The organism is Pseudoalteromonas sp. T1lg65 (assembly GCF_051930985.1).
GTDB lineage: Bacteria > Pseudomonadota > Gammaproteobacteria > Enterobacterales > Alteromonadaceae > Pseudoalteromonas.
The window spans coordinates 3219698-3246119 of sequence record NZ_CP196837.1; the positions used below are offsets into that span (position 1 = coordinate 3219698).

24 protein-coding genes are annotated in these 26422 nt (G+C 43.1%); 8 read left to right on the top strand and 16 right to left on the bottom strand.

Annotation, left to right across the window (positions count from 1 at the left end; genetic code table 11):
- Window position 1: 1 nt before the first annotated feature.
- The 3 genes from ACSLBF_RS14295 to ACSLBF_RS14305 are packed head-to-tail and all read right to left on the bottom strand — an operon-like array spanning window position 2 to window position 3289.
- The gene (locus ACSLBF_RS14295; RefSeq protein WP_440054027.1) at window positions 2–1339 is read right to left on the bottom strand and encodes an N-acetylmuramoyl-L-alanine amidase; all 1338 of its coding nucleotides are present in this window, start codon (window positions 1337–1339) and stop codon (window positions 2–4) included.
- Window positions 1332–1751: a tRNA (adenosine(37)-N6)-threonylcarbamoyltransferase complex ATPase subunit type 1 TsaE gene (gene tsaE / locus ACSLBF_RS14300; RefSeq protein ID WP_440056245.1), complete on the bottom strand. Its 420-nt coding sequence runs from the start codon at window positions 1749–1751 to the stop codon at window positions 1332–1334. The genes ACSLBF_RS14295 and tsaE overlap by 8 nt, the downstream gene beginning before the upstream one ends.
- Before the next feature lie 50 nt (window positions 1752–1801).
- Entirely contained in the window at window positions 1802–3289 is a 1488-nt protein-coding gene (locus ACSLBF_RS14305; RefSeq protein WP_440054028.1) for an NAD(P)H-hydrate dehydratase, read from the bottom strand.
- Window positions 3290–3301: 12 nt separating this feature from the next.
- Between ACSLBF_RS14305 and queG the strand changes: the two genes are divergently transcribed.
- The gene (queG, locus tag ACSLBF_RS14310) at window positions 3302–4435 is read left to right on the top strand and encodes a tRNA epoxyqueuosine(34) reductase QueG (protein ID WP_440054029.1); all 1134 of its coding nucleotides are present in this window, start codon (window positions 3302–3304) and stop codon (window positions 4433–4435) included.
- A 24-nt stretch (window positions 4436–4459) separates the two neighbouring features.
- Here the strand turns inward: queG and ACSLBF_RS14315 are convergent, their stop codons facing one another.
- The 3 genes from ACSLBF_RS14315 to ACSLBF_RS14325 form a co-directional block, all read right to left on the bottom strand.
- Window positions 4460–5593 carry a response regulator gene (locus ACSLBF_RS14315; RefSeq protein ID WP_440054030.1) on the bottom strand — a complete coding sequence of 378 codons (1134 nt, stop codon included), beginning with the start codon at window positions 5591–5593 and terminating at the stop codon, window positions 4460–4462.
- 83 nt (window positions 5594–5676) lie between these two features.
- The gene (locus ACSLBF_RS14320; protein ID WP_440054031.1) at window positions 5677–7644 is read right to left on the bottom strand and encodes an ATP-binding protein; all 1968 of its coding nucleotides are present in this window, start codon (window positions 7642–7644) and stop codon (window positions 5677–5679) included.
- A gap of 85 nt (window positions 7645–7729) precedes the next feature.
- Window positions 7730–8221 carry an N-acetyltransferase family protein gene (locus ACSLBF_RS14325; protein ID WP_440054032.1) on the bottom strand — a complete coding sequence of 164 codons (492 nt, stop codon included), beginning with the start codon at window positions 8219–8221 and terminating at the stop codon, window positions 7730–7732.
- A gap of 67 nt (window positions 8222–8288) precedes the next feature.
- On the opposite strand from ACSLBF_RS14325, the gene ACSLBF_RS14330 reads away from it, so the two are divergent.
- The 4 genes from ACSLBF_RS14330 (at window position 8289) to ACSLBF_RS14345 (ending at window position 10215) form a co-directional block, all read left to right on the top strand.
- The gene (locus tag ACSLBF_RS14330; protein ID WP_440054033.1) at window positions 8289–8828 is read left to right on the top strand and encodes a glutathione peroxidase; all 540 of its coding nucleotides are present in this window, start codon (window positions 8289–8291) and stop codon (window positions 8826–8828) included.
- Between the two features lie 63 nt (window positions 8829–8891).
- Window positions 8892–9173, top strand: a complete 282-nt coding sequence (locus ACSLBF_RS14335; RefSeq protein ID WP_440054034.1) for a peptidylprolyl isomerase — start codon at window positions 8892–8894, stop codon at window positions 9171–9173.
- 96 nt (window positions 9174–9269) lie between these two features.
- Window positions 9270–9845, top strand: a complete 576-nt coding sequence (locus ACSLBF_RS14340; RefSeq protein WP_440054035.1) for a glutathione S-transferase family protein — start codon at window positions 9270–9272, stop codon at window positions 9843–9845.
- A 10-nt stretch (window positions 9846–9855) separates the two neighbouring features.
- Window positions 9856–10215: a DUF2750 domain-containing protein gene (locus tag ACSLBF_RS14345; protein WP_440054036.1), complete on the top strand. Its 360-nt coding sequence runs from the start codon at window positions 9856–9858 to the stop codon at window positions 10213–10215.
- 41 nt (window positions 10216–10256) lie between these two features.
- Here the strand turns inward: ACSLBF_RS14345 and ACSLBF_RS14350 are convergent, their stop codons facing one another.
- From ACSLBF_RS14350 to ACSLBF_RS14390, 9 genes are all read right to left on the bottom strand, one after another.
- A complete protein-coding gene (locus ACSLBF_RS14350; protein WP_440054037.1) occupies window positions 10257–10637 on the bottom strand; it encodes a VOC family protein in 381 nt (126 codons plus the stop codon).
- Between the two features lie 165 nt (window positions 10638–10802).
- Complete coding sequence (locus ACSLBF_RS14355) at window positions 10803–12068, bottom strand: amidohydrolase family protein (protein WP_440054038.1); 1266 nt, start codon at window positions 12066–12068, stop codon at window positions 10803–10805.
- Between the two features lie 447 nt (window positions 12069–12515).
- Window positions 12516–14828 carry a DNA topoisomerase IV subunit A gene (gene parC / locus ACSLBF_RS14360; RefSeq protein WP_440054039.1) on the bottom strand — a complete coding sequence of 771 codons (2313 nt, stop codon included), beginning with the start codon at window positions 14826–14828 and terminating at the stop codon, window positions 12516–12518.
- Window positions 14829–14836: 8 nt separating this feature from the next.
- A complete protein-coding gene (locus ACSLBF_RS14365) occupies window positions 14837–15946 on the bottom strand; it encodes a PQQ-dependent sugar dehydrogenase (RefSeq protein ID WP_440054040.1) in 1110 nt (369 codons plus the stop codon).
- 2 nt (window positions 15947–15948) lie between these two features.
- Window positions 15949–17838 carry a DNA topoisomerase IV subunit B gene (gene parE / locus ACSLBF_RS14370; protein ID WP_440054041.1) on the bottom strand — a complete coding sequence of 630 codons (1890 nt, stop codon included), beginning with the start codon at window positions 17836–17838 and terminating at the stop codon, window positions 15949–15951.
- A gap of 73 nt (window positions 17839–17911) precedes the next feature.
- Window positions 17912–18472 (bottom strand): YqiA/YcfP family alpha/beta fold hydrolase, encoded by a 561-nt coding sequence (locus ACSLBF_RS14375; protein ID WP_440054042.1) that lies wholly within the window; start codon window positions 18470–18472, stop codon window positions 17912–17914.
- Window positions 18457–19221, bottom strand: coding sequence for a metallophosphoesterase family protein (locus ACSLBF_RS14380; RefSeq protein WP_440054043.1), 765 nt, complete (start codon window positions 19219–19221; stop codon window positions 18457–18459). The genes ACSLBF_RS14375 and ACSLBF_RS14380 overlap by 16 nt, the downstream gene beginning before the upstream one ends.
- Window positions 19208–19663, bottom strand: coding sequence for a DUF1249 domain-containing protein (locus ACSLBF_RS14385; RefSeq protein ID WP_440054044.1), 456 nt, complete (start codon window positions 19661–19663; stop codon window positions 19208–19210). Before ACSLBF_RS14385 ends, ACSLBF_RS14380 begins: the two co-directional genes overlap by 14 nt.
- Before the next feature lie 11 nt (window positions 19664–19674).
- Window positions 19675–20289, bottom strand: coding sequence for an NUDIX domain-containing protein (locus ACSLBF_RS14390; protein ID WP_440054045.1), 615 nt, complete (start codon window positions 20287–20289; stop codon window positions 19675–19677).
- Between the two features lie 247 nt (window positions 20290–20536).
- On the opposite strand from ACSLBF_RS14390, the gene tolC reads away from it, so the two are divergent.
- The 3 genes from tolC to ACSLBF_RS14405 all read left to right on the top strand — a co-directional run bounded on the left by tolC (window position 20537) and on the right by ACSLBF_RS14405 (window position 23557).
- On the top strand, window positions 20537–21877 hold the full coding sequence (gene tolC, locus ACSLBF_RS14395) for an outer membrane channel protein TolC (RefSeq protein ID WP_440054046.1): 1341 nt from the start codon (window positions 20537–20539) through the stop codon (window positions 21875–21877).
- A gap of 105 nt (window positions 21878–21982) precedes the next feature.
- Complete coding sequence (gene lpxL, locus ACSLBF_RS14400) at window positions 21983–22906, top strand: LpxL/LpxP family Kdo(2)-lipid IV(A) lauroyl/palmitoleoyl acyltransferase (protein WP_440054047.1); 924 nt, start codon at window positions 21983–21985, stop codon at window positions 22904–22906.
- An 18-nt stretch (window positions 22907–22924) separates the two neighbouring features.
- A complete protein-coding gene (locus tag ACSLBF_RS14405; protein ID WP_440054048.1) occupies window positions 22925–23557 on the top strand; it encodes a TcpQ domain-containing protein in 633 nt (210 codons plus the stop codon).
- Between the two features lie 38 nt (window positions 23558–23595).
- On the opposite strand, the gene glnE is transcribed toward ACSLBF_RS14405, so the two are convergent.
- Entirely contained in the window at window positions 23596–26385 is a 2790-nt protein-coding gene (gene glnE, locus ACSLBF_RS14410) for a bifunctional [glutamate--ammonia ligase]-adenylyl-L-tyrosine phosphorylase/[glutamate--ammonia-ligase] adenylyltransferase (RefSeq protein ID WP_440054049.1), read from the bottom strand.
- Window positions 26386–26422: the final 37 nt, after the last annotated feature.

The following is a 26422-nucleotide window of genomic DNA, read 5'->3' on the forward strand; positions in this document are numbered from 1 at the left end:
ATTATGCTTTAGGAATTGTTAACACTTGTCCGATAAACAAGGTATTAGATTTTAAGTTGTTGATACTTTTTAATGCTGCAACACTAGTACCATAACGACTTGCCAATACGCTAAGCGACTCGCCACTTTTCACTTTGTGTATCACTGGCTTATCAGATCGCAAACGGGCAAACAAGCTATTGTCAGGAGGGTTATTCTCATAGTATCGCTTGATTGAGGTAAATATGGCTTTGGCCAAGCGCTCTTGATGAAACGGTGACTTCAGCAGCTTTTCTTCTTTGGGATTTGAAATAAACCCTGTTTCAACCAATATCGAAGGAATATCTGGAGATTTTAACACCCCAAAATTCGCAGCCTGAGGTGTCTTTTTATGCAGTTTGGCCACTTTCTTTAGTTCTTTAATCACTTCCTCAGCCACCCGATAACCGGTATTCATCGAATGATCCATCGACATATCCAGTAGCGCCTTGGCTAGGTATTTTTCACTGGCCGTATCTTTGATAACATCTGCAGCTCCCCCCAATAATTGTGAGTGCTTTTCTTTATCTTCCAGCCATTTACCTATTTCTGAATTTGCCCTACGTAACGACAGTAACCAAACCGATGCGCCATTCGGGCCAGGGCTTGAAAATGCATCAGCATGTATAGAAACAAAAAAGTCGGCTTGCTTTTGTCTTGCTTTCGCTGTTCGCGTATTTAATTTTAAATAATAATCCCCAGTCCGAGTGAGTCTTGCACTCATTCCTGGCTGTTGATCAATCAAACGTGCCACTCGTTTGGCAATTTGCATGGTGATGTTTTTCTCATAAGTCCCAGAAGGGCCTATTGAGCCGGGATCTTCACCACCATGGCCGGCATCAATAGCAATAACGATATCGCGGTCTTTGACGATTTCTTTTTTCTTGCTTGGAACGCTACTGTAGGCATTTTGTTGTTTTGGATACAAGTCAATAACCAGGCGGTCTTTATAAGGTCCTGTCGGTGCAAGTGACATTAATACTGGTTTTGCACTGCGGGAAAGCTCTAAAACAATACGTGCAGTACCCGCTTTAGCAGGTTTACTATAGCGAATTTTATTGACAACTTTATGCTCGGCTGGGATGTCAGGAAATGAGGTTCTTGGCTGCGTATTGTGTATGTCTACTACCAATCTTAACGGATTTTTTAGAACGAAGTAGCTAAAATCAGGCTTTTCCGTCAGATCGAGTACCACTCGTGTGCTTTCTGGTGAGGGCCATACTCTGACGTTTTCTATTTTATTTTTTGCATAAGCAGACATACTCACCAAGAGCATGCCGATTACGATAAAAGGATAAGTTAACTGCCAATTGCTACGCATAATTTTTGAGTTGTTCTACTAACTTATTACCACGCTCAGACTTCGCATTAAGCTCTATTTGTCGAGCTTCATCTTTATAACGCATTGTGATGGCAAGATCAGGTTCAGGGATAAAACCACTACCACGCTCGGGCCATTCAACAATACAAATTGTTTGTTCTGCAAAATAATCGCGGATCCCCATAAACTCAAGTTCTTCGGGTGAACCTAATCTATATAAATCAAAATGATATATTGAGACATCTTCCAACTCGTAAGGTTCAACTAAGGTATAAGTTGGACTTTTAACTTTTCCTGAATGTCCCAGAGCTTGAACAATACCGCGACTTAAGGTGGTTTTACCTGCACCTAAATCTCCATGTAAAAATAGTACTGCGCCATCACGGATCACTGAAGCGATACGATTGCCCATCTCTACCGTTGCTGCTTCATCAGCTAAATCTAAAATCAAATGACTGTGTGTCACTTTACAATACTCCGAATATGCTCGAATAAATCACTGGCTAGCATTCCCTTTGAACCTTGATGTGCGGCTTGCTCTGCCGCTAAACCATGAATATACACAGCTAGCGTTGCAGCATCAAATCGTTCCAACCCTTGCGCCATAAAACTGCCTATGATACCAGATAAAACATCTCCCATCCCAGCACTCGCCATGCCTGAACAACCCGAGCGGTTAATATTCATTCGCTTACCATCGCTGATAATGGTACCAGGGCCTTTGAGCACACAAATTGATTGATAATACTGATGTAATAACGATACTGCCAAAAACCGATTATCTATTTCTACTTGCGGATCAAATAAACTAAGCAAACGCTTTGCCTCACCGACGTGCGGTGTTATTACCGCATTAGCAATTGGTAGCCTGCGTTTAGCTAGCAAGTTCAATCCATCAGCGTCTACCACGAGCGGTTTACCACAAGCAATGGCACTATCGAGTAACTCATTAGCCCAGTTATCAGTGCCAAGACCTGGACCAATTACTATTACTTGTGCCCGTGTTAATAGTGGCTGTAACTGCGATGCACCACTAACACCATGCACCATCAACTCATAGCGACCTTGTAATACAGTTTGGCAATTTTCTGGATGAGTGGCCACTGAAACAAGGCCAGCCCCTGAGCGTAGGGATGCTTCAGCGGCTAGTCGAATAGCTCCGGCCATACCAAGGTTTCCACCAATTAACAAAACATGACCATGGTTATTCTTATAGCTGTCTATTTCTCTTTTAGGGCAAAGCGCGAGCAACGTATCGTGCGCAAGAAACGAGATAGTGCTATTAACTAGTTGCTCAAAAGCATGTTTAATTTTTAAATCGGCCACATACAACTTACCAACTACTCTTTTGGCGCTTCCGGTCAGCAAGCCGCATTTCAGGCCAATAAAGGTAATGGTCACGTCTGCGCAAAAGCAATGTTGTGTCGTTTGTGATGTGGTTGCATTTAACCCGCTAGGAAGATCAACAGCTATTTTAGCAACATCTCTTAATCCATTGATAATACTAAAAACATCCTGGATATGTTCAGGTAGTTGACCTGCAAATCCGCTACCAAATACGGCGTCAACGACTACGGTCGGCTGAGATTGCAACACAGCACCTAAATTATCGCTGATATTCCCTCGATATGCCTGAAATGCACTTTTTGCATCGCCACTCAAAAGCGAGGGCGGAAATACTGGATACACACAAACATCGTAACCTGCCTCAACGCACTTTTGAGCAATCACATATCCATCACCTGCGTTATTCCCCTTGCCCGCAAGAACTACAATTCGTTCAGCACTATTGTAATGATCCACGATATATCTAAACACCGCGTGACCCGCTCGCTGCATCAAGTCACTGAGCGTTGTACCACTTAAGCGTGCAGCTTCAGCTTCATTTTGCTGCACTTGCTGGGCTGTGTAGGTAAGTTGTGGTAAATTATCCGTGTATTCAATAGCCATTATTTTCTTCCAGTGACGACCAACAATATCAATTATAGTGAACTCGCAGATAAAATTAAGCAATGGGGTCAAGAACTTGGCTTTGCCGAAGTTGGGATCACCGATATCGATTTAAGTGCCCACGAAGCGCAATTTGAACGCTGGCTTGCTGCAGGTTTTCACGGTGATATGCATTATATGGCTGCACATGGATTAAAACGTACCCGCCCCGCAGAATTAGTTCCAGGGACTCAACGCGTCATTTCAGTGAAAATGAACTATTTACCACCTGATGCGAGTTTTGCTAAAGCGCTCGCCAACAAAAGTACTGCGTACATCAGCCGCTATGCGCTAGGTCGAGATTACCACAAGGTCATGCGCAACAAACTCAAACAACTTGGGCAAAAAATAGAGCTAGAAGTCGCTACTCTTGGATACCGACCATTCGTCGACTCCGCGCCTGTATTAGAAAGACAATTGGCCGAAAAGGCAGGACTTGGCTGGCGTGGTAAAAATAGTTTATTGATCCATAGAGAAGCTGGTTCATGGTTTTTTCTTGGAGAGCTTTTTGTTGATCTCCCCTTGCCGATTGATGAGCCAGAACAGCAGAATCACTGTGGCAATTGTAATGCTTGCATGACCTTATGTCCGACGGGCGCAATCGTTGAACCTTATGTGGTTGACGCTAGGCGGTGTATTTCTTATTTAACCATCGAATTACAAGGCCCGATCCCAGAACAATTTAGAGACAAGATAGGCAATCGTATTTATGGCTGTGACGATTGCCAATTAGTCTGTCCTTGGAACCGATTTAGCCAACTAACCGAAGAAGCTGATTTTTTACCTAGGAAAGGGTTGAAAGATCAGGAGTTGCTGAGTTTGTTTGCATGGGACGAAGCGACTTTTCTCAAGCAAACAGAAGGCAGTCCCATTCGTCGAATTGGTTATGATCGTTGGCAGCGCAATTTAGCGGTCGGACTGGGTAACGCAGAGTATGACCCTAACATTATTAGCGCATTGGAAGATAGAAAACCACATGCCTCCACTATGGTGCTTGAACATATCGAATGGGCATTGGAAAAACAACGGCTGCAACAAACACACGCTGAACGCAAACAGCAGCGATTGATAAGGATCATAGAAAAAGGGTTGCCACGGGATGCTTAGTTAGCATCCTTGATAATGGCTCCGCTATTTATTTTTCTCCGATAAAACTTCAAACTCTGTTTCTATCGCTTGAAATGCAGCTTTTACTTCGTTTAACGCTTCCTTTCTAGCCACCGACTTTAGTATCGCCATATCTACATTTTGGTAAATAAATTGTTCTTGATCTTCGTCTAATCCCATTGTGGGAATACGATCTTCAAATAGCTCTTGCAACCCTCTGAATACTTCCTCGTTTTCTCGGCGGTTTTGATCCAGTAGGCTAACTAGCCGGTCAAATTTACCTTCTACTTTTTCGATCAACTGTTCAAGGTCTTGACGCTGCTGGATCAGTTTACAGCGTGTATCTATCGACATCAGTTGTTGCTCAGTCACGCTGGCGATAAAGCATATATGATCTCTGAGACGGCCATGTTTTTCAACGTCTTCATCCGGCATGTTTAAAATTAGAATACTCAGCGCGGGGTAATTTACTAAAATGCGATTGGTAAACTCATGCAAGCGGCCCTTGGTATGAAGAATTTCAAACAGTTCAACCACAATTGGCGAACATACACCGCTGGAGGCAAAATGCAGATATTCACCATTTAAACGAAACTCAACGTTACAACTCAAGCCGAGTCCATTTAAACAATTTATAAGTTCAGCTGCGAGCTGCTGGGGATCGGTTATTTCTCCAATGTGCTCAACAAAGTTGACGATCTGCCCCATTTCACTGCTCGTCGCCATTGCACTAAATGCCGTGGTAGTGGCGTCTTCAACCTGCTGAGCTAGAATATCCTTTTCCAATAAAAGCTGACTCAGATTCAGCAGTTTGGCTTTTAATTCTCCTTGCCCAAAAGGTTTAACGATATAGTCTTCAGCACCGACAGAATAACCTTCCATTCGCTCTTCAACCGAACCTCTGGCTGAGACGAACATCACCACTATATGACTGGTTGAAGGATTGGACTTTATTGCTTTACATACTTCATAGCCGCTCATTTTCGGCATACTGACATCAAGTAGGATAACCTGAGGGTCAAACTCCTCCACTACAGCTAAACACTCTTTACCACTGCCAGCGGTTTGTAGCTCAAAGTCTAAGTCCTCAAGAATTTCTTCAATTATTTCCAGATTAAAAGGTTCATCATCAACTGCCAAAATTCGCTTCAGTGCCATCTTTCGTCATCCTTATTGTTCACGATCTGATAGGGCCTGATTTAGTTATAGCCTGAGCTTGAAAGTTCTGCCAACCGTTTTGATTACGCGTCATTACGTAGTCCAGGCTCTGGACAAAGTGGTAATACAAGACGAATACAAGCACCAACATCTTCGTTGTTACTGGCATAAATCTGTCCACCATGTAGCAATATAAACTCTTTACAAATCGCCAGCCCCAGCCCCGTTCCACCAGCTCCATTGTTAGTTTTGCTACTTTGAACAAACTTGGCAAAAATCTGCTCGAGTTCATCTTCAGGAATACCGATGCCTTTATCAATAACCCTTATATGCGCTTGCTCGCCAATGCACTCTAGCGAGATAACCACGCTAGAATTATTAGGACTAAACTTCAACGCGTTAGCAAGTAAATTTCTAATAACTTGATTAATTTGTTCAGCATCACAATACGCCATTACTTCAGAGATAGGCTTTTTAAATTTGATTTGAATATTTTTATCCAGCGCAGTTCCTAGCACGTCTTCAATGCCACTTTTAATGAGCGAAACTAGGTTGTGATTGCTCGGGTTAAAAGGAAACCTACCCGCATCCAGCTTGGATAAATCCAGTAGATTATTAAGTAACATCAGCAACCGTTCTCCACTGGTTTCTATTCTTGAGAGATACTTTTTAAGCTTATCAATCGGGATATCTTCACTGCTGGTTTTTTCTATACCAAATCTTGCAAAGCTCAGAATCGAATGCATTGGAGTGCGCAACTCGTGTGACATATTAGCCAAGAACTCTGACTTGGATATGTTAGCGGCTTCGGCTAACTCTTTGGCTTTTAACAATTCAGCTGTTCGAGCTTGAACTTCTTCCTCTAATAGCTCTTTGGTTTCTTCTAACAAATCTTGCTTTTCTCTGAGCTCAGAAACATTTTTAAAGATCACCGCGAGAGCAATATCTCCGTGGTGGTCAATTTCATTAAAAGTCCCCATTAAACGAATATTTGCACCTTCGATACGTGGTAATGTGAGTTCGCAATTAAAATGATGCAAAGAAGCTGAATGTTTGATCATTTCTCTAAGCTGCGTTAGTGATGACTCTTCAAACAGCTCAAAGATAGATAGCGTAGGCAGCATTGCTTCTTCAATTTCAAACAATTCACAGCAGGCATCATTGGCTTCTAACACCCTGCCTTGGCGATCAAATAGCATGATAGGATCCGGTGTGTGCTTGTAAATAACTCTCAGCAGACTGTCTCGTTCAATAAGGGCATCAACCGTGTCCTGAAGGCGCTCTACAAGCTCACTATTGTGTCTTCTTAATAGTTCGTTCTGCCATAGTTTATGAAGGGTTTGTAATAGCTCACTTTCATCAAATGGTTTAATTAATACGTCTTCAACACCTTTTCTAACTGCTTCTAACATGTCAACTTGATTAACACGTGATGTCATAAGTAAACAGCGGCAATTATGGTGGACCTGACGCACTTTATTGAACACCTCCAGTCCGGTGTCTTTGTCGAGTTTAAAGTCACAAATTAATAAATCGACGTGTTGATGCTCTGCAACTTGAAGCGCTTCTTCAATGTTGGTGGCGGTGGTAACGGCCAATTGTGCACCCCGAAGGCCATTGGCGAGCGCGTCCAGTCGAGGCGTATAATGATCAACTAACAATACCTTAGGTAAGACGAGTGAGTTGGTCGCGCCAATCTCAAGCAATCGTTCAAGCAACGAAGTGATATCTTTATTTGCAAAAAACGGATAAATAACAATGCCATTGGGTAAAGCTTTGTTAATTTCACTGAAGGATTTTAAGTGCTCGGCATTATCAGGCTTAGGTGCCAATAAAACGAGTTTCTCATGTCTTCGCAGCTCATGTAGTCGAGTTACTTCTCGAGCCGGAACGCCATGAGCCACAACCACTACATCATATTTGGTAACATCGAGTTCATCATCAACAGAGCGATAGTGAATATGTTCAACTTGCCCACCAAGTAGCTCAAACAACACTTTTACTCTCATTGCTTGTACGCTACTGCTGTCGATAATTAAAACTTGATTCATGCTTTAAAAACCCATTTCCTTCGCTTCAAATCTCAGTGTAGTAGAAGAAAAATAAGTCGCTAAAAACCAAGTTATTGTTCGACCCTTAATTACTGACGCGCTTTCCTAAAATCGTTAAGCTGTATGAGTTGCCATCCATCACCGCAACATCGGGTAAGGCTCCCCACGATTCATAACCATGCTTTTTAAATAAATTGATACTTGGTAGATTATGGCTAAATATAAAACCAAGTAATGTGTTAATGGCAAGCGCCGGGGCTTTTTGCTCAGCAAACTTTAGTAGTGTATTTCCGAGTCCTTTTCCGCGTTGAGATTCGGTAAGGTAAATACTAATTTCAGCGGTGCCTGCATACGCGGGGCGGCCATAAAAGTCGCTATAGCTTAACCAAGCGACTACCTGACCGGACTTTTCCGCTACATAAATGGGACGATTATCGGTGTGCGAATCAAACCAGGCTTGTTTTTGAGAAATCGAAGTTGGCTCAGTATCGGCAGTCACCAGTCGGCTTGGGATTGTTTCATTATAGATAGCAACGATTTGACCTAGGTCCTGTTGTGTAGCGAGTCTTATCTGCATAAATAAATTTGATCAACTTACGTCTGTTAGGCGTATCATAAGGGCAATTAGAATAAAGGAAAATATCATGTTCAGAAAAATCCTGGTAGCCGGTTTAGTTGTTTGTTTCAGCAGTTATACTTCAGCACAGCAGTGTGATGACTTCACCAATGTTGAATTACGCAAGTTAAGATCATCTGATTCTATTAATCTGTGTGAATTCAAAGATAAGCCTTTATTGATAGTAAATACTGCGAGTAATTGTGGGTTTACCGGTCAGTTTGAAGGACTCGAAAAACTGCATCAAAAATACAAAGACAAAGGCCTGGTAGTCTTAGGCTTTCCTTCAGATGACTTTTTTCAAGAAGAAGATGACGAAAAAGCGACCGCCGAAGTCTGCTTCATTAACTATGGCGTAACCTTCAATATGATGTCGACTAGCCCAGTCCGAGGCAGTGATGCAAATCCAGTATTTAAGCATTTAAACGAAAAAACCAGTTCACCAAATTGGAATTTTTACAAATACTTAGTGTCAGCAGATCGTCAATCAATCCAACGTTTCAACAGCAGAGTGGAACCGATGTCTGAAGAGCTGACCACAGCGATAGAAAAACTGTTGTCACAATAGACTGGTGTTTCACTCTCCATGCATTAGAATAAAGTAGTAATAAACATAATTAATGGAGACATTATGACGATTGCAAGTGCAAGGCACATTCTTGTAGACAGTGAAGCCCAATGCATCGAATTGAAGGAGCGCATTGCAGCTGGTGAAGACTTTGCGGAAATGGCAAAGCAATTCTCTAACTGCCCATCGGGCCAAGACGGTGGAGCTCTCGGGGAGTTCGGGCCAGGTATGATGGTGCCTGAATTCGACAAGGTAGTATTCTCTGCACCGCTTAATCAGGTTCAGGGTCCTGTACAAACGCAGTTTGGATTTCATTTACTAGAAGTAACAAGTCGTTCAGACTAACTTGTTAGATTTTTAATCGATATCGATTAACACTTGCGTCGTGCTTAATCGTCAGCCATCATTCTGTTCAATTACTTATCAAAAGGAATGATGGCCATGAAACTTGTCGGTTCTAATACCAGCCCTTATGCTCGCAGACTCAGAATGTGGATCCTGCAACAGCAGCTCCCCGTCGAATATCAGCATATTGATATTTTTTCAGATACTGGAAAAGCACAACTCATTGCAGCCAACCCAGCTCGAAAGATTCCTTTTTTAATCGACGATGACATCATCTGTGATTCCAACCTCATTGCTAGGTATCTGCAGGATAAATACCAGTTAGTCACGCCCAGTTGGCAACAAGAAAACTTCTTGGTCACTATAAATGCCTGTAATGACTCTCTTGTTGAACTACTACTATGTCAAAGGTCTGGCTTTAATACCAATGAAGATAAACTGTTCTTTAATTTGCAAAGAGAACGTGTACATGGAACTTTGCAAGCGCTGAATGAACTCTGTGTGACGTCGCCATTTTTACAATGTGATTATTTACAAATCAGTTTATACTGCCTGCTTGATTGGATTCTCTTTAGAGAACTCACCGAAATATCCGCTTTTTCAAATTTGATTGCACTCCATAACCAATGGAACAATTTGGAAATTGCCAAGAACACCAATCCACGTAATTGAGATAACACAAATGATAGATGAAGAAATTAGCTCAGAAGTGAGCACCTTTGCTGATAGAGTGAAACAAGATGCCATAGTTTGGGCGCTCGGTGCCGAAGATGGTGGCATGGTTGTGGTTGACTCAAACCAGTTTGATGAAACAGATGTTTTATTGCTTTGGGACAGCGAGGAAAAAGCTCAAGCTCAATGCCGCGATGAATGGGCGGACTTCACACCTATTAGTATTGATCTTGCTGATTTCTTGGATGAGTGGGTATTAGATCTAAAAGAAGACGAAGCATTAGTTGGATTAAATTGGAACGACGACAACGTGTGTGTAGAGATCGAGCCAATTGGACTTGCTAAGGTGTTAGCTGACTTCGATATATAAATATAACTGGGTTACTTCTTCAGGTATAAAGTAACCCCAATTCAATCGTGAGTGAGCGAAATCAACGTTCCTTCTATTGCACGCACATAGGCCTGAGTTTTCCCCCCTTTGGAATGCGGCGGCATTAAAGGCTCGGCACCTGCTTCAATTGCTTTGTCATAGCTCTGTACTACATTGTCGCAAGATAAATTGATTTCAAAACCAAGCAATGGCTGCTTTGGGTGGCAGCGAATATAGTTTTGTTTGAATTGCGACTGCGCCAAGGGATGGCTGGCAAATGCCAATTTAACTTCTCCAGTGTCGAGTTCTCCATAATCCCCCTCATCAGTCATATCATGTGCACTTATACCAAACGCCTGAAAATAGAAATCTAAAACTTCTTCGACGCTATCCACATAAATAACTGTTTTCAAAAAACTCATGTATTCCACCTCTAGCTGTAACTAAACACAACTAAAGCATACTATTTACACAAGGTAAACTGGCAAACAACGGCTGTGCCGAAATTAGCCCAGCCCATGATGAGACTGCCCCCAACAACACATAAAGCACACCCTGCGCGCGAATAAACCTCATATATGGAGTACTTAATTGACGAGCTGACCTCGGTGTATCACAGCCCATATACTTTGCGTATGACGCACACTTTCAATTGGCGATTGATTGAGGATCACAACACTGGGTTGCGCTCCTTCTTTTAGGCCCACAGGCTCACCTAAAAAGGCGCGAGCATGACTTGTCGCACTGGCTAACGCTTGCCAGTTTGAAAGTCCAGCGGCTGCAAACTTTTCAATTTCTCGATGCACAGTAAAACCTTGAAGGGTTCCATAATTTCCAGCATCAGAGCCTGCAAGTAGGGTAACATTAGCTTTAATCAGGCTGCTAATAGATTGATAATACTTTTGAGTGCGTTGCTTAGCTTGTTGTTTTTGTGACTCTGTCATTTTAGCCGCTGCGCTCGCATAGCCTTGTACTACCCTTGGAGCAGTCAATTTCTGTACCAAAGGGCTCTCCAGTGCGGCCGAAAACATAAACTCATACTCATCTGTGTCACATGCCAATGTCGGGATCATGGCAATGTTGTTAGCAGCAATTGTTTTCGCCAAGTCATCAGGAATAGCTGCATCATCAGGTAAGTGTGTTATCGCATCCGCACCTGCTGAAATCGCATTTTCAATGTCGGCTAGCGTATGAATATGCACTATCGACTTTAACCCCTGTTGTTTTGCAAAAGTAACAGAGAACTTAAGTAACTCTGGTGATAATGAAGGAAGGTGACCATTGATTGTACTAACGAGCTTGATGACGTCTGCTTGGTGTTTTGCGAGCTCAAGAATATGCTTTTTTGCCTCAGCTTCATTGGCAATGGTACGCGTTTTTCCAAATTGTGAGCAATGCCCTCCGGGGGCCGTTAAACAGGTTAAACTGGCGTAGATATCTGCGCCTTCTATTACACCACGGCGTTGTAATTCACGATGCGCAATCAATTGGTTTTCATTACCAAACAAATCAACGTATCCCGTTACCCCTGCGTGTAAAACGACTTGTGCGGTGGTACTCGGTCCCATAACTTCCGTCTGTGTATTTGGTGCTCGATTACCAAAAGCATGTGTGTGCATATCTATCATGCCGGGAATAACAAATTTTCCGGTAATATCAATTATCTTTCCAGAATAGTTGTCGGGGATCTCATGAAATCGGCCAATAATTTGCTGTTCATCCAACATCAAGTGATGTTGAGTAACACTTCGGTCACTAGGATCTAGTAAGGTTCCATTAATGAGTAAAATCGGTTCAGCAAAAGCCATCTGAGAAAAAAGCGCATAGCTCAACAACATCAAAATAGTTTTCATCGGTTATGTTTCCTTAAGTAGTAACCGTTGCGATACCTATAAGACGTAGCACTTTAAAAAAAGTTGAAGTTGTAGAAATAATTCCAATTCACATTAATATCTTATCCATTTAAGAGATAAAGGCAGTCGCTAACCGCGTTAAAAATTTCTTATGTAGAACAACTAAATAGCAAATTTTCGCCTTGCCTACACGGATGTAGGTACCTTGGCGGTAGCAGGACGCGAGAGCGGTGCCTACACGGATGTTGGTACCTTGGCGATAGCAGGACGCGAGAGCGGTGTTATCAACGCGCTTTTCTCGACTCGTAGTTGATCAACTAATAGAAAGAATAGGGATAAAATTGGAATTTGATGACAGCGTGAATTTTAGGCATAAAAAAGCCTAATCATCCGGTGATTAGGCTCTTAAAACTCTTATTGGCGGCTAAGGTTAGTTAATAAATGAGGTTATTCACTAGTATCATCTATTGGTGTTTCCGCAACGTCTTCTGCATTCTGATCTATGAAGTTGCTTTCAATTTCATATTCATCAACACGTTGCAGCCCGCGAGGTAATTTATTACCTCGTCGCCCACGTTCACCATAGTAATGCTCTAGATCACTAGGCTTCAAGGTCAGTTTGCGCTTACCAGCATGTAAGGTAACTGACGTACCATCAGGTACTACCGCGAGCACTTTGACATACTCTTCCCGAGCTTGGACTTTTGCACTAGGGATGGAAATAATTTTATTCCCTTTTCCTTTGCCGAGTTTTGGTAGATCTCGCAGTGGGAAGATTAACATCCGACCTTCGCTAGAAATCGCCATACATCGATCGGTAGCGACATCATAAACAGGGATCGGGGCAATAAGGTGTGCGCCTTTTGGCACGCTGACAAAAGCTTTGCCGTTTTTGTTTTTACTGACCATATCGGAGAATTCGCCGATAAAGCCATAACCACCATCTGTCGCCACTAAGTAGGTCGACTTTTCATCTCCCATGACAACATGCTCGAAGTTACAACCTGTACCTAAATTGAAACGACCTGTCATCGGCTCACCCTGGCTACGTGCAGATGGTAAGCTATGCGCATCAGTAGCGAAGGCTCGCCCTGAAGTGTCTAAAAATACCGCAGGCTGATTACTCTTACCTTTGGCACTAGCTTTGTAACTGTCACCTGCACGATAATTCAGTCCTTCCGCATCAATATCGTGACCTTTCGCAACACGAGCCCAGCCTTTCTCAGACAGTACGACAGTAACTGATTCTGATGGGATCAGATCTTTTTCACTCAGTGCTTTGGCTTCTACCCGCTCAACCACGGGCGAGCGTCGATCATCACCGTAAATTTCTGCTGCTTCCTGAATTTCTTTTTTCATCAATGTCGACATGCGACGCTCAGAACCTAAAGTCTTTTCTAATCCTTCACGCTCTTTTTCTAATTCATCTTGCTCGCCACGAATTCTCACCTCTTCAAGCTTGGCAAGATGGCGCAGTTTTAAGTCTAAAATCGCTTCCGCTTGTTTGTCAGATAAACTAAATCGAGCCATTAGCTCATCTTTCGGTTTATCTTCATTTCGGATAATTTCAATGACTTCATCGATGTTCAAAAAGGCAACCATCAAACCTTCAAGAATATGTAATCGAGCTAAGACTTTATCTAAACGGTATTGCAATCGCTTACGAACAGTTTCTCTTCTGAAGACCAACCACTCAGATAAGATCTGACGCAGATCTTTAACTTGCGGACGACCATCTAGACCTATCATATTCAGGTTAACGCGATAGTTCTTTTCTAAGTCTGTGGTTGCAAATAGGTGGGCCATTAGTGGCTCTACTTTTACACGGTTTGAACGTGGCACCACAACGATTCGAGTTGGGTTTTCATGATCTGATTCATCACGTAAATCTGCAACCATTGGCAGCTTTTTCGCTGTCATCTGGGCTGCGATTTGCTCAAGCACTTTAGCCCCAGAGCATTGATGTGGTAGCGCAGTAATCACTATCTCACCTTGCTCTTCGGTATATACGGCACGCATTTTTATGGAACCACGGCCTGTGGTGTAGAGCTTTTTGATTTCCTCTGCCGGGGTAATAATCTCGGCGTCTGTCGGATAGTCTGGCGCCTTAACTAAGTCTAAAATTTCTTCCAACTCAGTCTTAGGTTTATCCAATAGCAAACAACACGCTTCAGCAAGCTCACGTACGTTATGAGGTGGAATGTCTGTTGCCATACCAACCGCAATACCTGTCACGCCATTGAGCAAAATATGTGGCAATCGAGCAGGCAGTACTAAGGGTTCATCCAATGTACCATCAAAGTTGGCGGTCCAATCTACTGTACCTTGGCCTAACTCTTTTAACAGGATCTCTGAAAACTTAGACAAACGCGCTTCAGTATAACGCATCGCTGCAAAGGATTTAGGGTCATCTGCTGCCCCCCAGTTACCTTGTCCGTCAACTAGTGGATAACGGTAAGAAAACGGCTGTGCCATCAACACCATGGCTTCATAACATGCGCTATCACCATGAGGATGATATTTACCAAGCACATCACCGACTGTACGCGCTGACTTTTTATATTTCGCTTGTGCCGATAAGCCCAACTCGCTCATGGCATACACGATACGCCGTTGCACAGGCTTAAGGCCATCACCAATGTGTGGTAAGGCACGGTCCATGATCACATACATGGAGTAATTCAGATAGGCGTCTTCAGTAAAACGCCCCATAGGAAGTTGTTCTATACCCTGTAATGACAGGGCTTGTGGATCTGTCATATTACACCTTACTTATTGTTGTAGCTGACGCGATAAATCGCGTTGGCGTAATCATCGGAAACCAGCAAACTACCGTCGGCAAGTTCAGCAATGGCGGCTGGACGACCGTAAGTTGTTTCATTTTCCATAAAGCCTGTTATAAAAGGTTCGTACCCTCTTATCTGGCCATTTTCTACTTTGGCAACCATCACTCGATAGCCCACTTTTTTACTACGGTTCCAAGAACCATGTTCAGCAACAAAGAGTTGATGTTGCATTGCTTGCGGGAATTGTTTACCACGATAAAAATGAATGCCCAACGGAGCCACATGGGCTTGTAATGCCAAGGCAGGCATAACATAGTCAGTGACTTTTTTCCCTTCACCGAACTCAGGATCTAAGACACTGCCACCGTGTACATAGGGAAAGCCAAAGTGTTGCCCCACTTCATCGACACGGTTAAGCTCACAAGGTGGAATATCATCTCCCATCATGTCTCGACCATTATCGCTAAACCATAACTTGCCGGTTTTAGGATGGTAATCGAACCCAACAGAATTGCGCACACCTAATGCAATGGTGGATAATTTTTTGGTTTCCAAATTCAACGAAAAAATACGACCGAACTTAGGATCTTCCGCACAGACATTACAAGGCACGCCAACTGGAATGATTAACTCACCTTCTGGAGAAAAAGTCAGATACTTCCAGCCGTGATGACGCTTGTCAGGAAGATCATCAAATACCACTTCACTTTTTGGTGCTTTTAAGTTCTTCGCTATTTGGCTGAACTTAATAATACGCTCAACTTCCGCGACATATAAATCACCATTTTTTAACGCGATCCCTGATGGTAAATTTAATCCTTCTGCGATGAGAATTTTTTTGTCCGCAACGCCATCGCGGTTGTGATCGATAAGTGCGTGAACCTTTCCAGCTTTACGAGAGCCGACGTAAACGGTGCCATCTTTGCCAACTGCCATTTGTCTAGCGTTATCGACGTCTTTGGCAAAATAACTAATTTTATAGCCCGCAGGGACACTAAGTCTTGGCAAAATATCCTCAGCGATTGCTTGCGCAGTTAAAAATAAACTAGTTATGGACACGCTAAATGCGAGTAACTTAGTTGCTCTTGTCATTGTTATACCTCTGCCTTGTCACCGTGTTGTTCTAGCCATATTTTACGGTCACCCGAGCGCTTCTTGGCCAGTAACATATCCATCATCTCAAGCGTTTCTGCTGGTTCATCTAATGTCAGTTGGACTAATCGACGAGTATTTGGGTCCATGGTGGTTTCACGCAACTGCATTGGGTTCATTTCACCTAGACCTTTAAAGCGCTGAACATTTACTTTGCCGCGTTTTTTCTCCGCTTCAATACGATCTAAGATGCCCTTTTTCTCATCTTCATCTAGCGCGTAATAGACGTCCTTACCCACATCAATTCGAAACAGTGGTGGCATTGCCACATACACATGTCCTTTTCGAACCAACTCAGGGAAATGTTTAACAAATAAAGCACAAAGTAATGTGGCAATGTGTAATCCATCAGAATCCGCATCAGCAAGAATACAGATCTTGCCATAACGCAGTCCTGATAGATCTTCAGAGTCCGGATCCATACCCAGTGCAACTGAAATATCGTGCACTTCTTGCGAAGCCAAAATTTGTCCTGATTCTACTTCCCAAGTATTTAAGATTTTACCGCGCAGCGGCATGATGGCTTGGAACTCGCGATCGCGCGCTTGTTTAGCAGAACCACCAGCTGAATCCCCTTCCACTAAAAACAGCTCTGAACGTTCTGTTTCACTACCTGAACAGTCGGTTAGTTTTCCGGGTAAAGCAGGTCCTGAGGTGACCTTTTTACGAACAACCTTCTTTGCCGCGCGCATGCGTTTTTGTGCGTTACTGATACACAATTCTGCGAGTAGTTCGGCGGTTTCTGTATGCTCATTTAGCCATAAACTAAAGGCATCTTTCACAATTCCTGAAACGAATGTCGCACAAGAACGGGAAGAAAGCTTTTCTTTCGTTTGACCCGCAAACTGAGGATCTTGCATTTTAACCGAAAGGACATAGCTACATTTATCCCATACATCATCAGGCGTAAGCTTTACGCCTCGCGGCAGTAAATTTCGGAATTCACAAAACTCTCGCATTGCTTCAAGTAAACCGTGACGTAAGCCATTAACATGGGTTCCGCCTTGCGCCGTCGGGATTAAGTTGACATAGCTTTCTGCGATAGATTCCCCACCCTCAGGTAACCAATGCAATGCCCAGTCAACCCCTTCGGTCGAACCACTAAAGCTTCCTGTGAAAGGCGCTTTAGGCAGTACTTCATATCCTGCGGCCGCATCTTTGAGGTAATCTTCTAAGCCCGCTTCGTAATACCACTCTTGGGTTTCTTTCGTTTGCTTGTTTACAAAGCGAATACGCAGTCCCGGACAAAGGACGGCTTTGGCTTTTAATAGGTGGTTAAGCTTACTTAAAGAGAAATTGGCTGAATCGAAATAGCTTGGATCTGGCCAAAAGTGGACAGAAGTTCCGGTATTACGTTTACCAACAGTACCCGTTACCGTAAGGTCTTCCACCTTGTCACCGTTTTCAAACGCCATCTCATAGATTTGAGCATCTCGTTTTACGGTGATCTCCACACGCGTAGAAAGTGCGTTAACAACAGAAATCCCCACGCCGTGCAAACCACCAGAAAACTGATAGTTTTTATTGGAAAATTTACCACCGGCATGCAATTTGGTAAGAATAAGTTCAACCCCAGGTATGCCTTCTTCTGGGTGGATATCCACTGGCATACCGCGACCATCATCGATAACCTCTAATGAGTTATCTTCATGCAAAATAACATCAATTTTGCTCGCATGGCCGGCCAATGCTTCATCGACACTATTATCGATAACCTCTTGTCCTAAGTGGTTGGGGCGAGTGGTATCGGTATACATGCCAGGACGGCGTTTTACTGGCTCTAGGCCATTCAACACCTCAATGGCTTCGGCATTATAGTTTTGCTGACTCATAGGCTAATTCTAGTTATCTTTATCCGCTCAATTTTAACAGCACATCTTGTGATATGCAGATTCGTATTCGCGCTTAGGTAATCTCTAAAAAGGTGGTGATGGTTTCAAAATATCGGGAAAAATCCACAAAGCTATGATCACCACCAAATTCAATGTATTGGTGACATGTCTTATAGTAGCGTACCGCCTCGACAAAAGGCAGCACCTCATCACCAGTTTGTTGCAATAATAACAAGTTACTCGGCTTCGTTAAGTTTTGCACGTACAGTTGTTTTAGCGCTTCAACATGCTCTGGCCGCAACTGATAGTGACAATCCTGATAGGGATTGTATTGTGGTCCCAGAAAGTCATTTAAAAGTGAAAATGGTTTCACCGCCGGATTAATGACCACGGCCTTACAACCAAAAAGCTCTGCAAAGTAGGTCGCATAATATCCTCCTAAGGAGCTTCCGAGTAATACAGTATCAGAATCAATGCAGCTATGCAGCTGGGAAATCGCTATCCGCGGATCGTAATGCAGCCTAGGTACAACATAGTGCGTTTTTTTACTCTTTAAATGTTGACCAAAAATTACCGCTTTATGTGACTTCTCAGAGCTATTAAAACCGTGAATATATACTACTTTTTGAGCCATTTTACTGTTGTTGAAAAAGAATCTTTGGTTAATGTGACTAGCCGAAACGCAGGACCTGCTCGTTGCTGTTGCCAATCTTCGGTATGCTTCGCAAATTGCACTGAAGTTGCTGGCGTTGCGTATATGGGTAAATTACGAAATATGAGCTCGTACTCATGATGTACATGACCGTGTATTAATGCTTGCACTTGATTGCTATTTACTAACGTATTTAGTAACTGTGGGCCATTTTCCAACATATGTTTGTCTAGATACCCATCTATTGCTTTTGGATGATGATGGCAGAACACTAAGCTAGGCTCATCAAGATACTGGGCCAATTCTCTCAGATGCGACCACTGACACCAACCTGCAGGTGTTTCTCCCTTACTATTTACCAATAAAACCTGTCCAAAAGGCCCGTTTAAGCGTTTTTCATTGCGAATTTGTCCTTGGCTGATTTCCTCTAACCATGCAATATCATCATGGTTACCCGGCACCCAAAACACCGGGCAATTAAGCGGGCTTTGTTCAACCAGCTCAGCGAATAATCGATAGGACTCAAAGCTGTGATCTTGGGTAAGATCGCCACCAAAAATCACACAGTCTACATTTTCAAAACTAAGCTGTGCTAGTGTCGCCATTAGATTTAGCGCGGTATTCTCAGCGAAATATTTACCATCTCTAGTCGCAAATAAATGACTATCGGTAAAATGCGCTAAGGTTAATCTTGGTGTTGCAAAATGATAACTTTGTTCAAACCAAGCCATTATTCACGTCCCAGTTTAAATGCACCCGCCCCTTTTCCAAGCAGATCATCAACCAATCAGCTAAAAATGCATTGATTTGATATTTTTCATCTTTTTGATGCATATCTGGATTTGGGTAACCATAAGAAGGTTTAATTTTACTGTGATAATCATGCTGGATCACTTCGGCAACTTTTGCGTCGTGATAGAGCCTCACTGCCAATTCGAAATGTGGTAAGTAAGGGGTAATTGCATGTTGCTGCTTGATACGTATGTCTGTCGTGTACTTTTTTACATCATCAATGCGCAGTTCATAGCGCGCTGATGCCAAATCAATCGTTCGACATTCACCTACCTGTTCATTAGGAAGCAATTTAATTGCGCGCAAGTAGTTACGTTCACACAAGGTGATAAACCGAGGTAACGACTGTATGTATTGTTTCGAACTTAAGAGTTGTGTCAAAAGTAAACTCCTCAACCCAGCGTTGAAATACGAGACTTATTTAACGCCAACCATTGTAGACTAATTACTGTAGCAGCGTTATCAATTTCCTCTGACTCAAGTCTAGCCATGGCTTCTTGGAAAGGAAGCACATGCACCTTGATGTCTTCTCCTTCTTCAGCAAGACCATAAATGCCAGATGCTTCAGACAAGTCAGCCAACGCAAGATATAAATACAAGCGCTCAGTTGTTCCTCCCGGACTAGAAAGATAAGAGCGCATGTAAATCAATTTGTCTAAATCCAGACCCGCTTCTTCTTTTGCTTCTTTACGGGCGACATCTTCAAACTGTTCACTCCCTTCAGCCATCCCTGCGATGCATTCAAGTAACCAAGGTGACGATTTTGAAGCTAACGCGCCTATTCGAATTTGTTCAATAAGTAACACCTCGTCGGTTTTAGGGTCATAAGGCAAAACAGCCACAGCATGACCTCGTTCGAGGATTTCTCTTTTGATAGGTCCTGACCTGCCACCAGCGAACAGCGCGTGTTCAAATTCATAGAGATGGATCTTGAAGAAACGATCAAAGATTGTTTCTGTTGAAGAAACAATCACGTCTTGTTTCGAAAATTGACTCAAAGGCTTCATAAAAAAATCCTGTAATTTTCATCGATAACGGTTTAAAAGCAAAGCTATCGCCCTTATAGTAGGGTTACTTAACATAGTATACGAGCGCGTTTACCTAACTAACGTATGCTTGTATATCATAAACACCGAGTATTTTTATATTCTGTTACACTTGTTGGCGACGATTTACGTATTACGACTTTAACCAGATTGCGAAAACAGGGTAACATGCTGTTAGTACAAAAATTGTCTAAGGACTGAGCAACCAATGAAAAAAAGTCTACTATCTTTGTTTGTCGGGCTGTCGTGCGCGTTAACCAGCGGCCTATCTCATGCGGAAGATCTATTACAAGTCTACGATATCGCGACCGCTAACGATCCAACAGTGTTGAAAGCCAAAGCACAAGCTGATGCGCAGCGCTATGCTAAAGAACAAGCGCTAGGTACCTTGCTTCCACAACTCGGTTTTAAGATGAGTTATTCGGATAACAGTGGAGAGGGTGCAACAGGGAACGACCTTAAAGGCTATACTATGGGTAAAGCCGATACGGATACCTTTTCTCGTTCTATTAGCCTAAGCCAAACTATTTTCAATATGCGCTCGTGGCAAAGCCTTTCGATTGAAGAAAAACGCGCTTTGCAAGCCGATACTCAATACCAAAAAGAGCAGCAATCGCTTATAGTTCGTATTGCTGAAGGTTATTTCAACGTATTGAGTGCATTGGATAACTTAGAATTTGTCCAAGCAGAAAAACGCGCTATCGAGCGTCAGCTTGAACAAACTAAACAGCGCTACGAAGTTGGGTTAACGGCAATCACCGATGTGCATGAAGCACGTGCCCAGTTCGACCGCGCCGTTGCTAACGAGATTGGTGCGAAAAACAACGTTGAAACCGCACGTGAAACGTTAAGAACGATTACGGGTAAATACCACGATAAATTAGATAAGTTGGATACAGATACTTTCTCAACCGTAACGCCAAATAAGCAATCAGCTGATTTCATCACAGTGGCTAAAGAAAGTAACTTAGATTTACAAGTCGCCAAATCGGCTGTTGATATTGCTAAAGATCAAATCGAGTTAGCTCAGGCTGGTCACTATCCAACTCTAGAGCTAAGCGCATCATACTCAGATAGCTTAGAAGATGGACCTGGGACGCAACTAAAACCGCGTGGTGATGGTACCTCGGTTGGATTAACGTTGAATGTGCCTATCTACTCAGGTGGTCAAACTACTGCAGCGACTTCTCAAGCTCGCGCCAATTATGTTGCCACGTCAGAAGACTTAGAAGCGGCGATGCGTAATGTGACACGCTCGGTTATCACTTCGTATAATCAAGTGATGTCAGACGTAGCAACTTATAAAGCGCTAGAACAAGCAGTGGTATCTGCTGAAAGTGCGTTACAAGCGACAGAAGCTGGTTTTGAGGTAGGTACTCGTACTATCGTCGATGTACTAGTCAGTACACAAAACCTATACAACGCAAAACGTAACTTAGCAGATCTGCGTTATCAGTATGTGCTTTCTAGCTTAAAGCTAAAACAAGCTACTGGAACATTGTCTCGTGCTGATCTTGAGTCTATCAATAAAGGACTTGTTGAGGGTTAATACGACACAACCGATACAATTCAAAAAGCCAGCGATTGCTGGCTTTTGTGTTTTTAAGTACTTATCGCTAAAATACTCGCTCTGTGTTGTTTTAGGTAGACGATTTTGGTAAATCATAGTCCCTTCAAGTGGTCCTTCTTAACCCCCAAATTTTGGCCGACATGGTTAGGCGTATTGTTTTTATATCTAGTGTCTTGGCTGCCTCAGCAATGGCAGCTATCGCTTGGTCGAGGGCTTGGTCACCTAGTTTATAAATACATGAAGAAGAGACGTCATGTCGCACGCGTAAACCTTGCTCTTTGTTTTCCTGAGCTCAGCGAGCAAGAACGCGAAACTATTCTACGTAAAAATATGGAAAACACCGGTATCGCCACACTAGAAACCGGTATGGCATGGTGGTGGCCAGAATGGCGAATTAAACGAGTTGTGGGTTCTATTAAAGGGCTAGAACACGTCAAGGCTATCCAGAATCAAGGTAAAGGGGCTATTCTGCTTGTACCTCATATGCTGCACCTAGAAATGGCTGGTCGAGTGCTCGGTACAGAAATGCAAGGTGTCGGTTTTTATCGTCCACACAATAACCCACTTATGGAGTTTTTTATGACACGTGGACGTTTGCGCTCAAATGAATATCTCGTCTCGAAACGAGATGTGAAAGGCTTACTAAAGACACTTGCCAACAAAAGATTATGCTACTACCTTCCTGATCAGGACTATGGACGAAAACGCTGCGAGTTTGCCCCTTTCTTTGCCGTGCCAGATGCCGCTACCACAACAGGCACTTTGCTCTTTGCGAGTAGTAAAAATGCCGAGACGGTGAGCTTACACTGTACGAGAGACGACAAAGGGTTGTATCATCTTGAAATACAGCCAATGATGGAAAACTTTCCAAGTGGCAACGATCTTGCAGATGTTAGTAGAGTAAATAAACGTATGGAGCAAGCGATTATGTGCGCGCCCGAGCAGTATATGTGGCTACATAGAAGATTCAAAACTCGGCCAGATAAAAACGCTCCATCACTTTACTAATAACCTTACGTGGTAGTTATGGCAAAAAGGAAAAGAAGAAAAAGTAATAATAACAACGCAATATCAAACACCTGGTTTTGGATCAAGCATCTATCACTGGGGTTTTTACTTGTGTGGGCTGCCTATTACTTTCTTTTTGGTGCAGCCAAACATATGAACTTTAAAGAAACCACTAACGTAGCGGCTCGCGGTCTGTCGCAGTTTTATGAAAGCTTCAGAAACAGAGTAAGTGACAGAGATACTGAGCGTGAAAAGTTCGTAATAACCATAGGTAAACCAACCTATCCGCTAGAAGATGCCATCGCTCGGCGCGAACTTGCCGTAAAACCATCGAATCCTCGCTGGACTGGCGCAATTTTGCCCCGTCGGTTTGAAGCGGGCGATACGTTAAAAGAAGTTTTAACCGAGCAGGCCAAAGCTGAAGGCGTCGAGTTGTACTGGTATCTTGAACGTGATTACGTGGTCAAATACAATTTCCGACTTGATACCGACTTTGTCTCCGCATTGTATCAAGTTGGCACCGCTATCGATGATGACTTCGAGTTTGAAGTGTTCACTTTCTTCTGTCACAAAGCAAGAGCTGCTGTGATAACAGAAAACCCCTCGATTTATGTCAGAGAAAACTGCAAGAAATTAGAGAATTTGAGATAAAGGCAAGCATAAGACTTGCCTTTATCTTTTCGTCCATATCAGCTCAATGCCTTGTGCCAAATTTTCTCAACTTGCTGAATATCTTCCGCAAGTTGTTCACGAGGCAGTGTACGTCCTAGGCCATTTAAACTTTGCAAATGGTATACTTCTCGTAATCCACAATACGTAGTAACAAGGCTTTGCAATTCTGTTGCTGACAATACCGATAAGTTCGCCGCACATTCCAAAATACGAATATTATCTGGATATTCTGTTAACTGAGGATATTGGTGTGCATAGCGAAGAACTAAATATTGACTTAAAAACTCAATGTCAGTTATCCCGCCGGCACCTTGTTTAAGGTCAAATTGTGTGTCGCTGCTACTATCGAGGTGATTACGCATTTTTTCTCGCATAGACACAATATCCGTTCGAAGTTTTTCAGAGTCACGTTCCAGCTGCAATATATCGTTGCGGATCGCACTAAAGCGTTGCTTTAACTCATCGTTACCAACAACCATACGCGCCCTGACAAGCGCCTGATGCTCCCAAGTCCAAGCTTGCTCTAGCTGGTACTGATAATAACTTTCTATGTTAATTGCAAGAAGACCAGAATTGCCTTCAGGCCTAAGTCTTGTATCAAGCTCATACAAAATGCCAGAGAGAGTATTGGTATTGAACAGGTGCATTAATCGTTGCGCCAATTTTAAATAGAATTGTCGCGAAGAAATCGACTTTTCCCCGTTAGTCTCGCCACTTCCATCACTATTGTGCACAAATACCAAGTCTAAATCCGAGTTGTAACCCAGTTCATAACCACCCGCTTTACCATAAGCAATAACAGCAAATCCCTTGTTATCTGCGCAAGTATTATCAGGCGCGCCGTACCGTGCAACCATGTGGAGCCAAGCAATATCGACAGATTTGGCAATAATGGCTTCTGCTAGCGCGGTTAAGTGATCGCTAACTTTCATTATACTCAAAACACCCGTTGCATCTGCTGCTGCTATTTTTAGTTGGTGGGTTTGTTTAAACTGACGCAGCGCTTCCATTTGTGTTTCGATATCTTGCTCGTCTATACGCAAAAATGTTTGCTGTATTTCACGGTGATATGCGTTTAACGGCAACGGCTTATAAAGCGTCTGCGGGTCAATCAGCTCATCCAACAAAATTGGGTATTTAGCGATATGTTCTGCAATCCAGGCACTGTGATTACATAACTTGATAAGCTGCGTCAACGCACCACGATTTTCATACAACAATTCCAAATAAGCGGTTCTAGAGGCAACTTTTGCAATCACCGCCAGCACGCGCTGTAATCCGGCCTCACTTGGCTGTTTAAGCAACGACGCTAATACCAATGGCATCAGTTTATCGAGAATATCACGACCACGTGTTCCCATCTGCTTACGGCTTAACAGCGCTTTGAACTCACCAAGTTGTGCTTCCCAACCATCAAGCTCTACACCGCCACTGTGTAATTGAGACAAATCACCACTTAGCCAAGCATAACTCGCTCCTTCATCTTCATTTTGTTCTTGCTCTGGGGGCGCGCCTATCACCTGAGAAAACTCATTGCGGATCTCTCGCATCATGTCCGCTATTTCGGTTTGCACTTGCTGATAGCTTTCAGTCCCAAGTAAAGCGGTAAGTCGAGACTGATTTAATCTATCCTCTGGCAAAGTCTGCGTCTGCTTATCATCAAAAGCCTGTAAATACTGCTCAATTCTCCTTAAATACAGATAGCCAATACGCAATTTCTGCACGACAGAGTCTGGTACGATCGATAATTGCTGAAGCTGTGCTAACGCATTTAATAAGGATGGCGTTTGTAGCTGAGACTCTCGACCACCGCGAATTAATTGCAGTGCTTGGACAATAAACTCTACTTCTCTAATGCCACCCGCGCCGAGCTTGATATTATTAACCAAGCCTTTGCGTCGCACCTCTTGCGCAATTAGGTTTTTCATCTTGCGTAGTGAATCGATCACGGAAAAGTCTATGTAACGCCGATAAATAAAAGGCTTGAGCGAGTCGGTAAATTCTTGCCAATAAGGTGATTTTGCCCCCAATGGACGCGCTTTTAGCATGGCGTAACGTTCCCACTCACGACCTTGATCTTGGTAGTAATCTTCCATCGCAGTAAAGCTCATTACCAGCGGACCACTGTCGCCAAAGGGTCTTAGTCGCATATCGACCCTAAACACCTGACCATCTATGGTAGTTTGATTCAGAGCAGCAATTAACTTTTGTGCAACTCGGGTGTAGAACATTTGCGCTTCTAATTCTCGGCGTCCACCTGTGGTCGCAACATTACGTGGGTAGGCAAAAATGAGGTCTATATCAGATGAAAAGTTTAACTCTCCGCCTCCCAGCTTCCCCATTCCCAGAATAATCATCGGTAGCGCATTACCAAGTTCATCTTTTGGAGAGCCAGCCTGTTGCTCGCAACTCGCATAAGCCCATTGATAAGCTTGGCTGATCAATTGTTCAGATAGCTTAGAGATGTACGTAATACTATCTTCAATTGGGTTGTGTTTAATCAGATCTAACCACATTACTTTAAGCCAATATCTTAATCGATAATGGCGCAAACTCTGCCACGCTTGTTTCTCCTCAACTAACGGATTTGAAAAGTCGAAAATATCTGGACAGTCTCTTGATTTGACTACTTGTTCATCTGTAAGCCACACTCCCCAGTCGGGAAAGCGTTCTATAATCCGAAAAGCAAAATCACTCAATGCGAGTAAACGGGCAAGCTCTGCATCAAAAGGCAAGCTAGGATAGATCCGAGCATAACGCTCAGCTGCCAACTCATTCAGTTCAGGTTGAGCAAACAAACCATCCATAAAAACTCCAATAAACCTAGCTCTTGAGAAGAGCAGT

Coding starts and splice junctions, on each gene's coding strand:
- ACSLBF_RS14295 (WP_440054027.1), bottom strand. CDS start 1,339: ATGCGTAGCAATTGGCAGTTAACTTATCCTTTTATCGTAATCGGCATG.
- tsaE (WP_440056245.1), bottom strand. CDS start 1,751: ATGGGCAATCGTATCGCTTCAGTGATCCGTGATGGCGCAGTACTATTT.
- ACSLBF_RS14305 (WP_440054028.1), bottom strand. CDS start 3,289: ATGGCTATTGAATACACGGATAATTTACCACAACTTACCTACACAGCC.
- ACSLBF_RS14315 (WP_440054030.1), bottom strand. CDS start 5,593: ATGGCACTGAAGCGAATTTTGGCAGTTGATGATGAACCTTTTAATCTG.
- ACSLBF_RS14320 (WP_440054031.1), bottom strand. CDS start 7,644: ATGAATCAAGTTTTAATTATCGACAGCAGTAGCGTACAAGCAATGAGA.
- ACSLBF_RS14325 (WP_440054032.1), bottom strand. CDS start 8,221: ATGCAGATAAGACTCGCTACACAACAGGACCTAGGTCAAATCGTTGCT.
- ACSLBF_RS14330 (WP_440054033.1), top strand. CDS start 8,289: ATGTTCAGAAAAATCCTGGTAGCCGGTTTAGTTGTTTGTTTCAGCAGT.
- ACSLBF_RS14335 (WP_440054034.1), top strand. CDS start 8,892: ATGACGATTGCAAGTGCAAGGCACATTCTTGTAGACAGTGAAGCCCAA.
- ACSLBF_RS14340 (WP_440054035.1), top strand. CDS start 9,270: ATGAAACTTGTCGGTTCTAATACCAGCCCTTATGCTCGCAGACTCAGA.
- ACSLBF_RS14345 (WP_440054036.1), top strand. CDS start 9,856: ATGATAGATGAAGAAATTAGCTCAGAAGTGAGCACCTTTGCTGATAGA.
- ACSLBF_RS14350 (WP_440054037.1), bottom strand. CDS start 10,637: ATGAGTTTTTTGAAAACAGTTATTTATGTGGATAGCGTCGAAGAAGTT.
- ACSLBF_RS14355 (WP_440054038.1), bottom strand. CDS start 12,068: ATGAAAACTATTTTGATGTTGTTGAGCTATGCGCTTTTTTCTCAGATG.
- parC (WP_440054039.1), bottom strand. CDS start 14,828: ATGACAGATCCACAAGCCCTGTCATTACAGGGTATAGAACAACTTCCT.
- ACSLBF_RS14365 (WP_440054040.1), bottom strand. CDS start 15,946: ATGACAAGAGCAACTAAGTTACTCGCATTTAGCGTGTCCATAACTAGT.
- parE (WP_440054041.1), bottom strand. CDS start 17,838: ATGAGTCAGCAAAACTATAATGCCGAAGCCATTGAGGTGTTGAATGGC.
- ACSLBF_RS14375 (WP_440054042.1), bottom strand. CDS start 18,472: ATGGCTCAAAAAGTAGTATATATTCACGGTTTTAATAGCTCTGAGAAG.
- ACSLBF_RS14380 (WP_440054043.1), bottom strand. CDS start 19,221: ATGGCTTGGTTTGAACAAAGTTATCATTTTGCAACACCAAGATTAACC.
- ACSLBF_RS14390 (WP_440054045.1), bottom strand. CDS start 20,289: ATGAAGCCTTTGAGTCAATTTTCGAAACAAGACGTGATTGTTTCTTCA.
- tolC (WP_440054046.1), top strand. CDS start 20,537: ATGAAAAAAAGTCTACTATCTTTGTTTGTCGGGCTGTCGTGCGCGTTA.
- ACSLBF_RS14405 (WP_440054048.1), top strand. CDS start 22,925: ATGGCAAAAAGGAAAAGAAGAAAAAGTAATAATAACAACGCAATATCA.
- glnE (WP_440054049.1), bottom strand. CDS start 26,385: ATGGATGGTTTGTTTGCTCAACCTGAACTGAATGAGTTGGCAGCTGAG.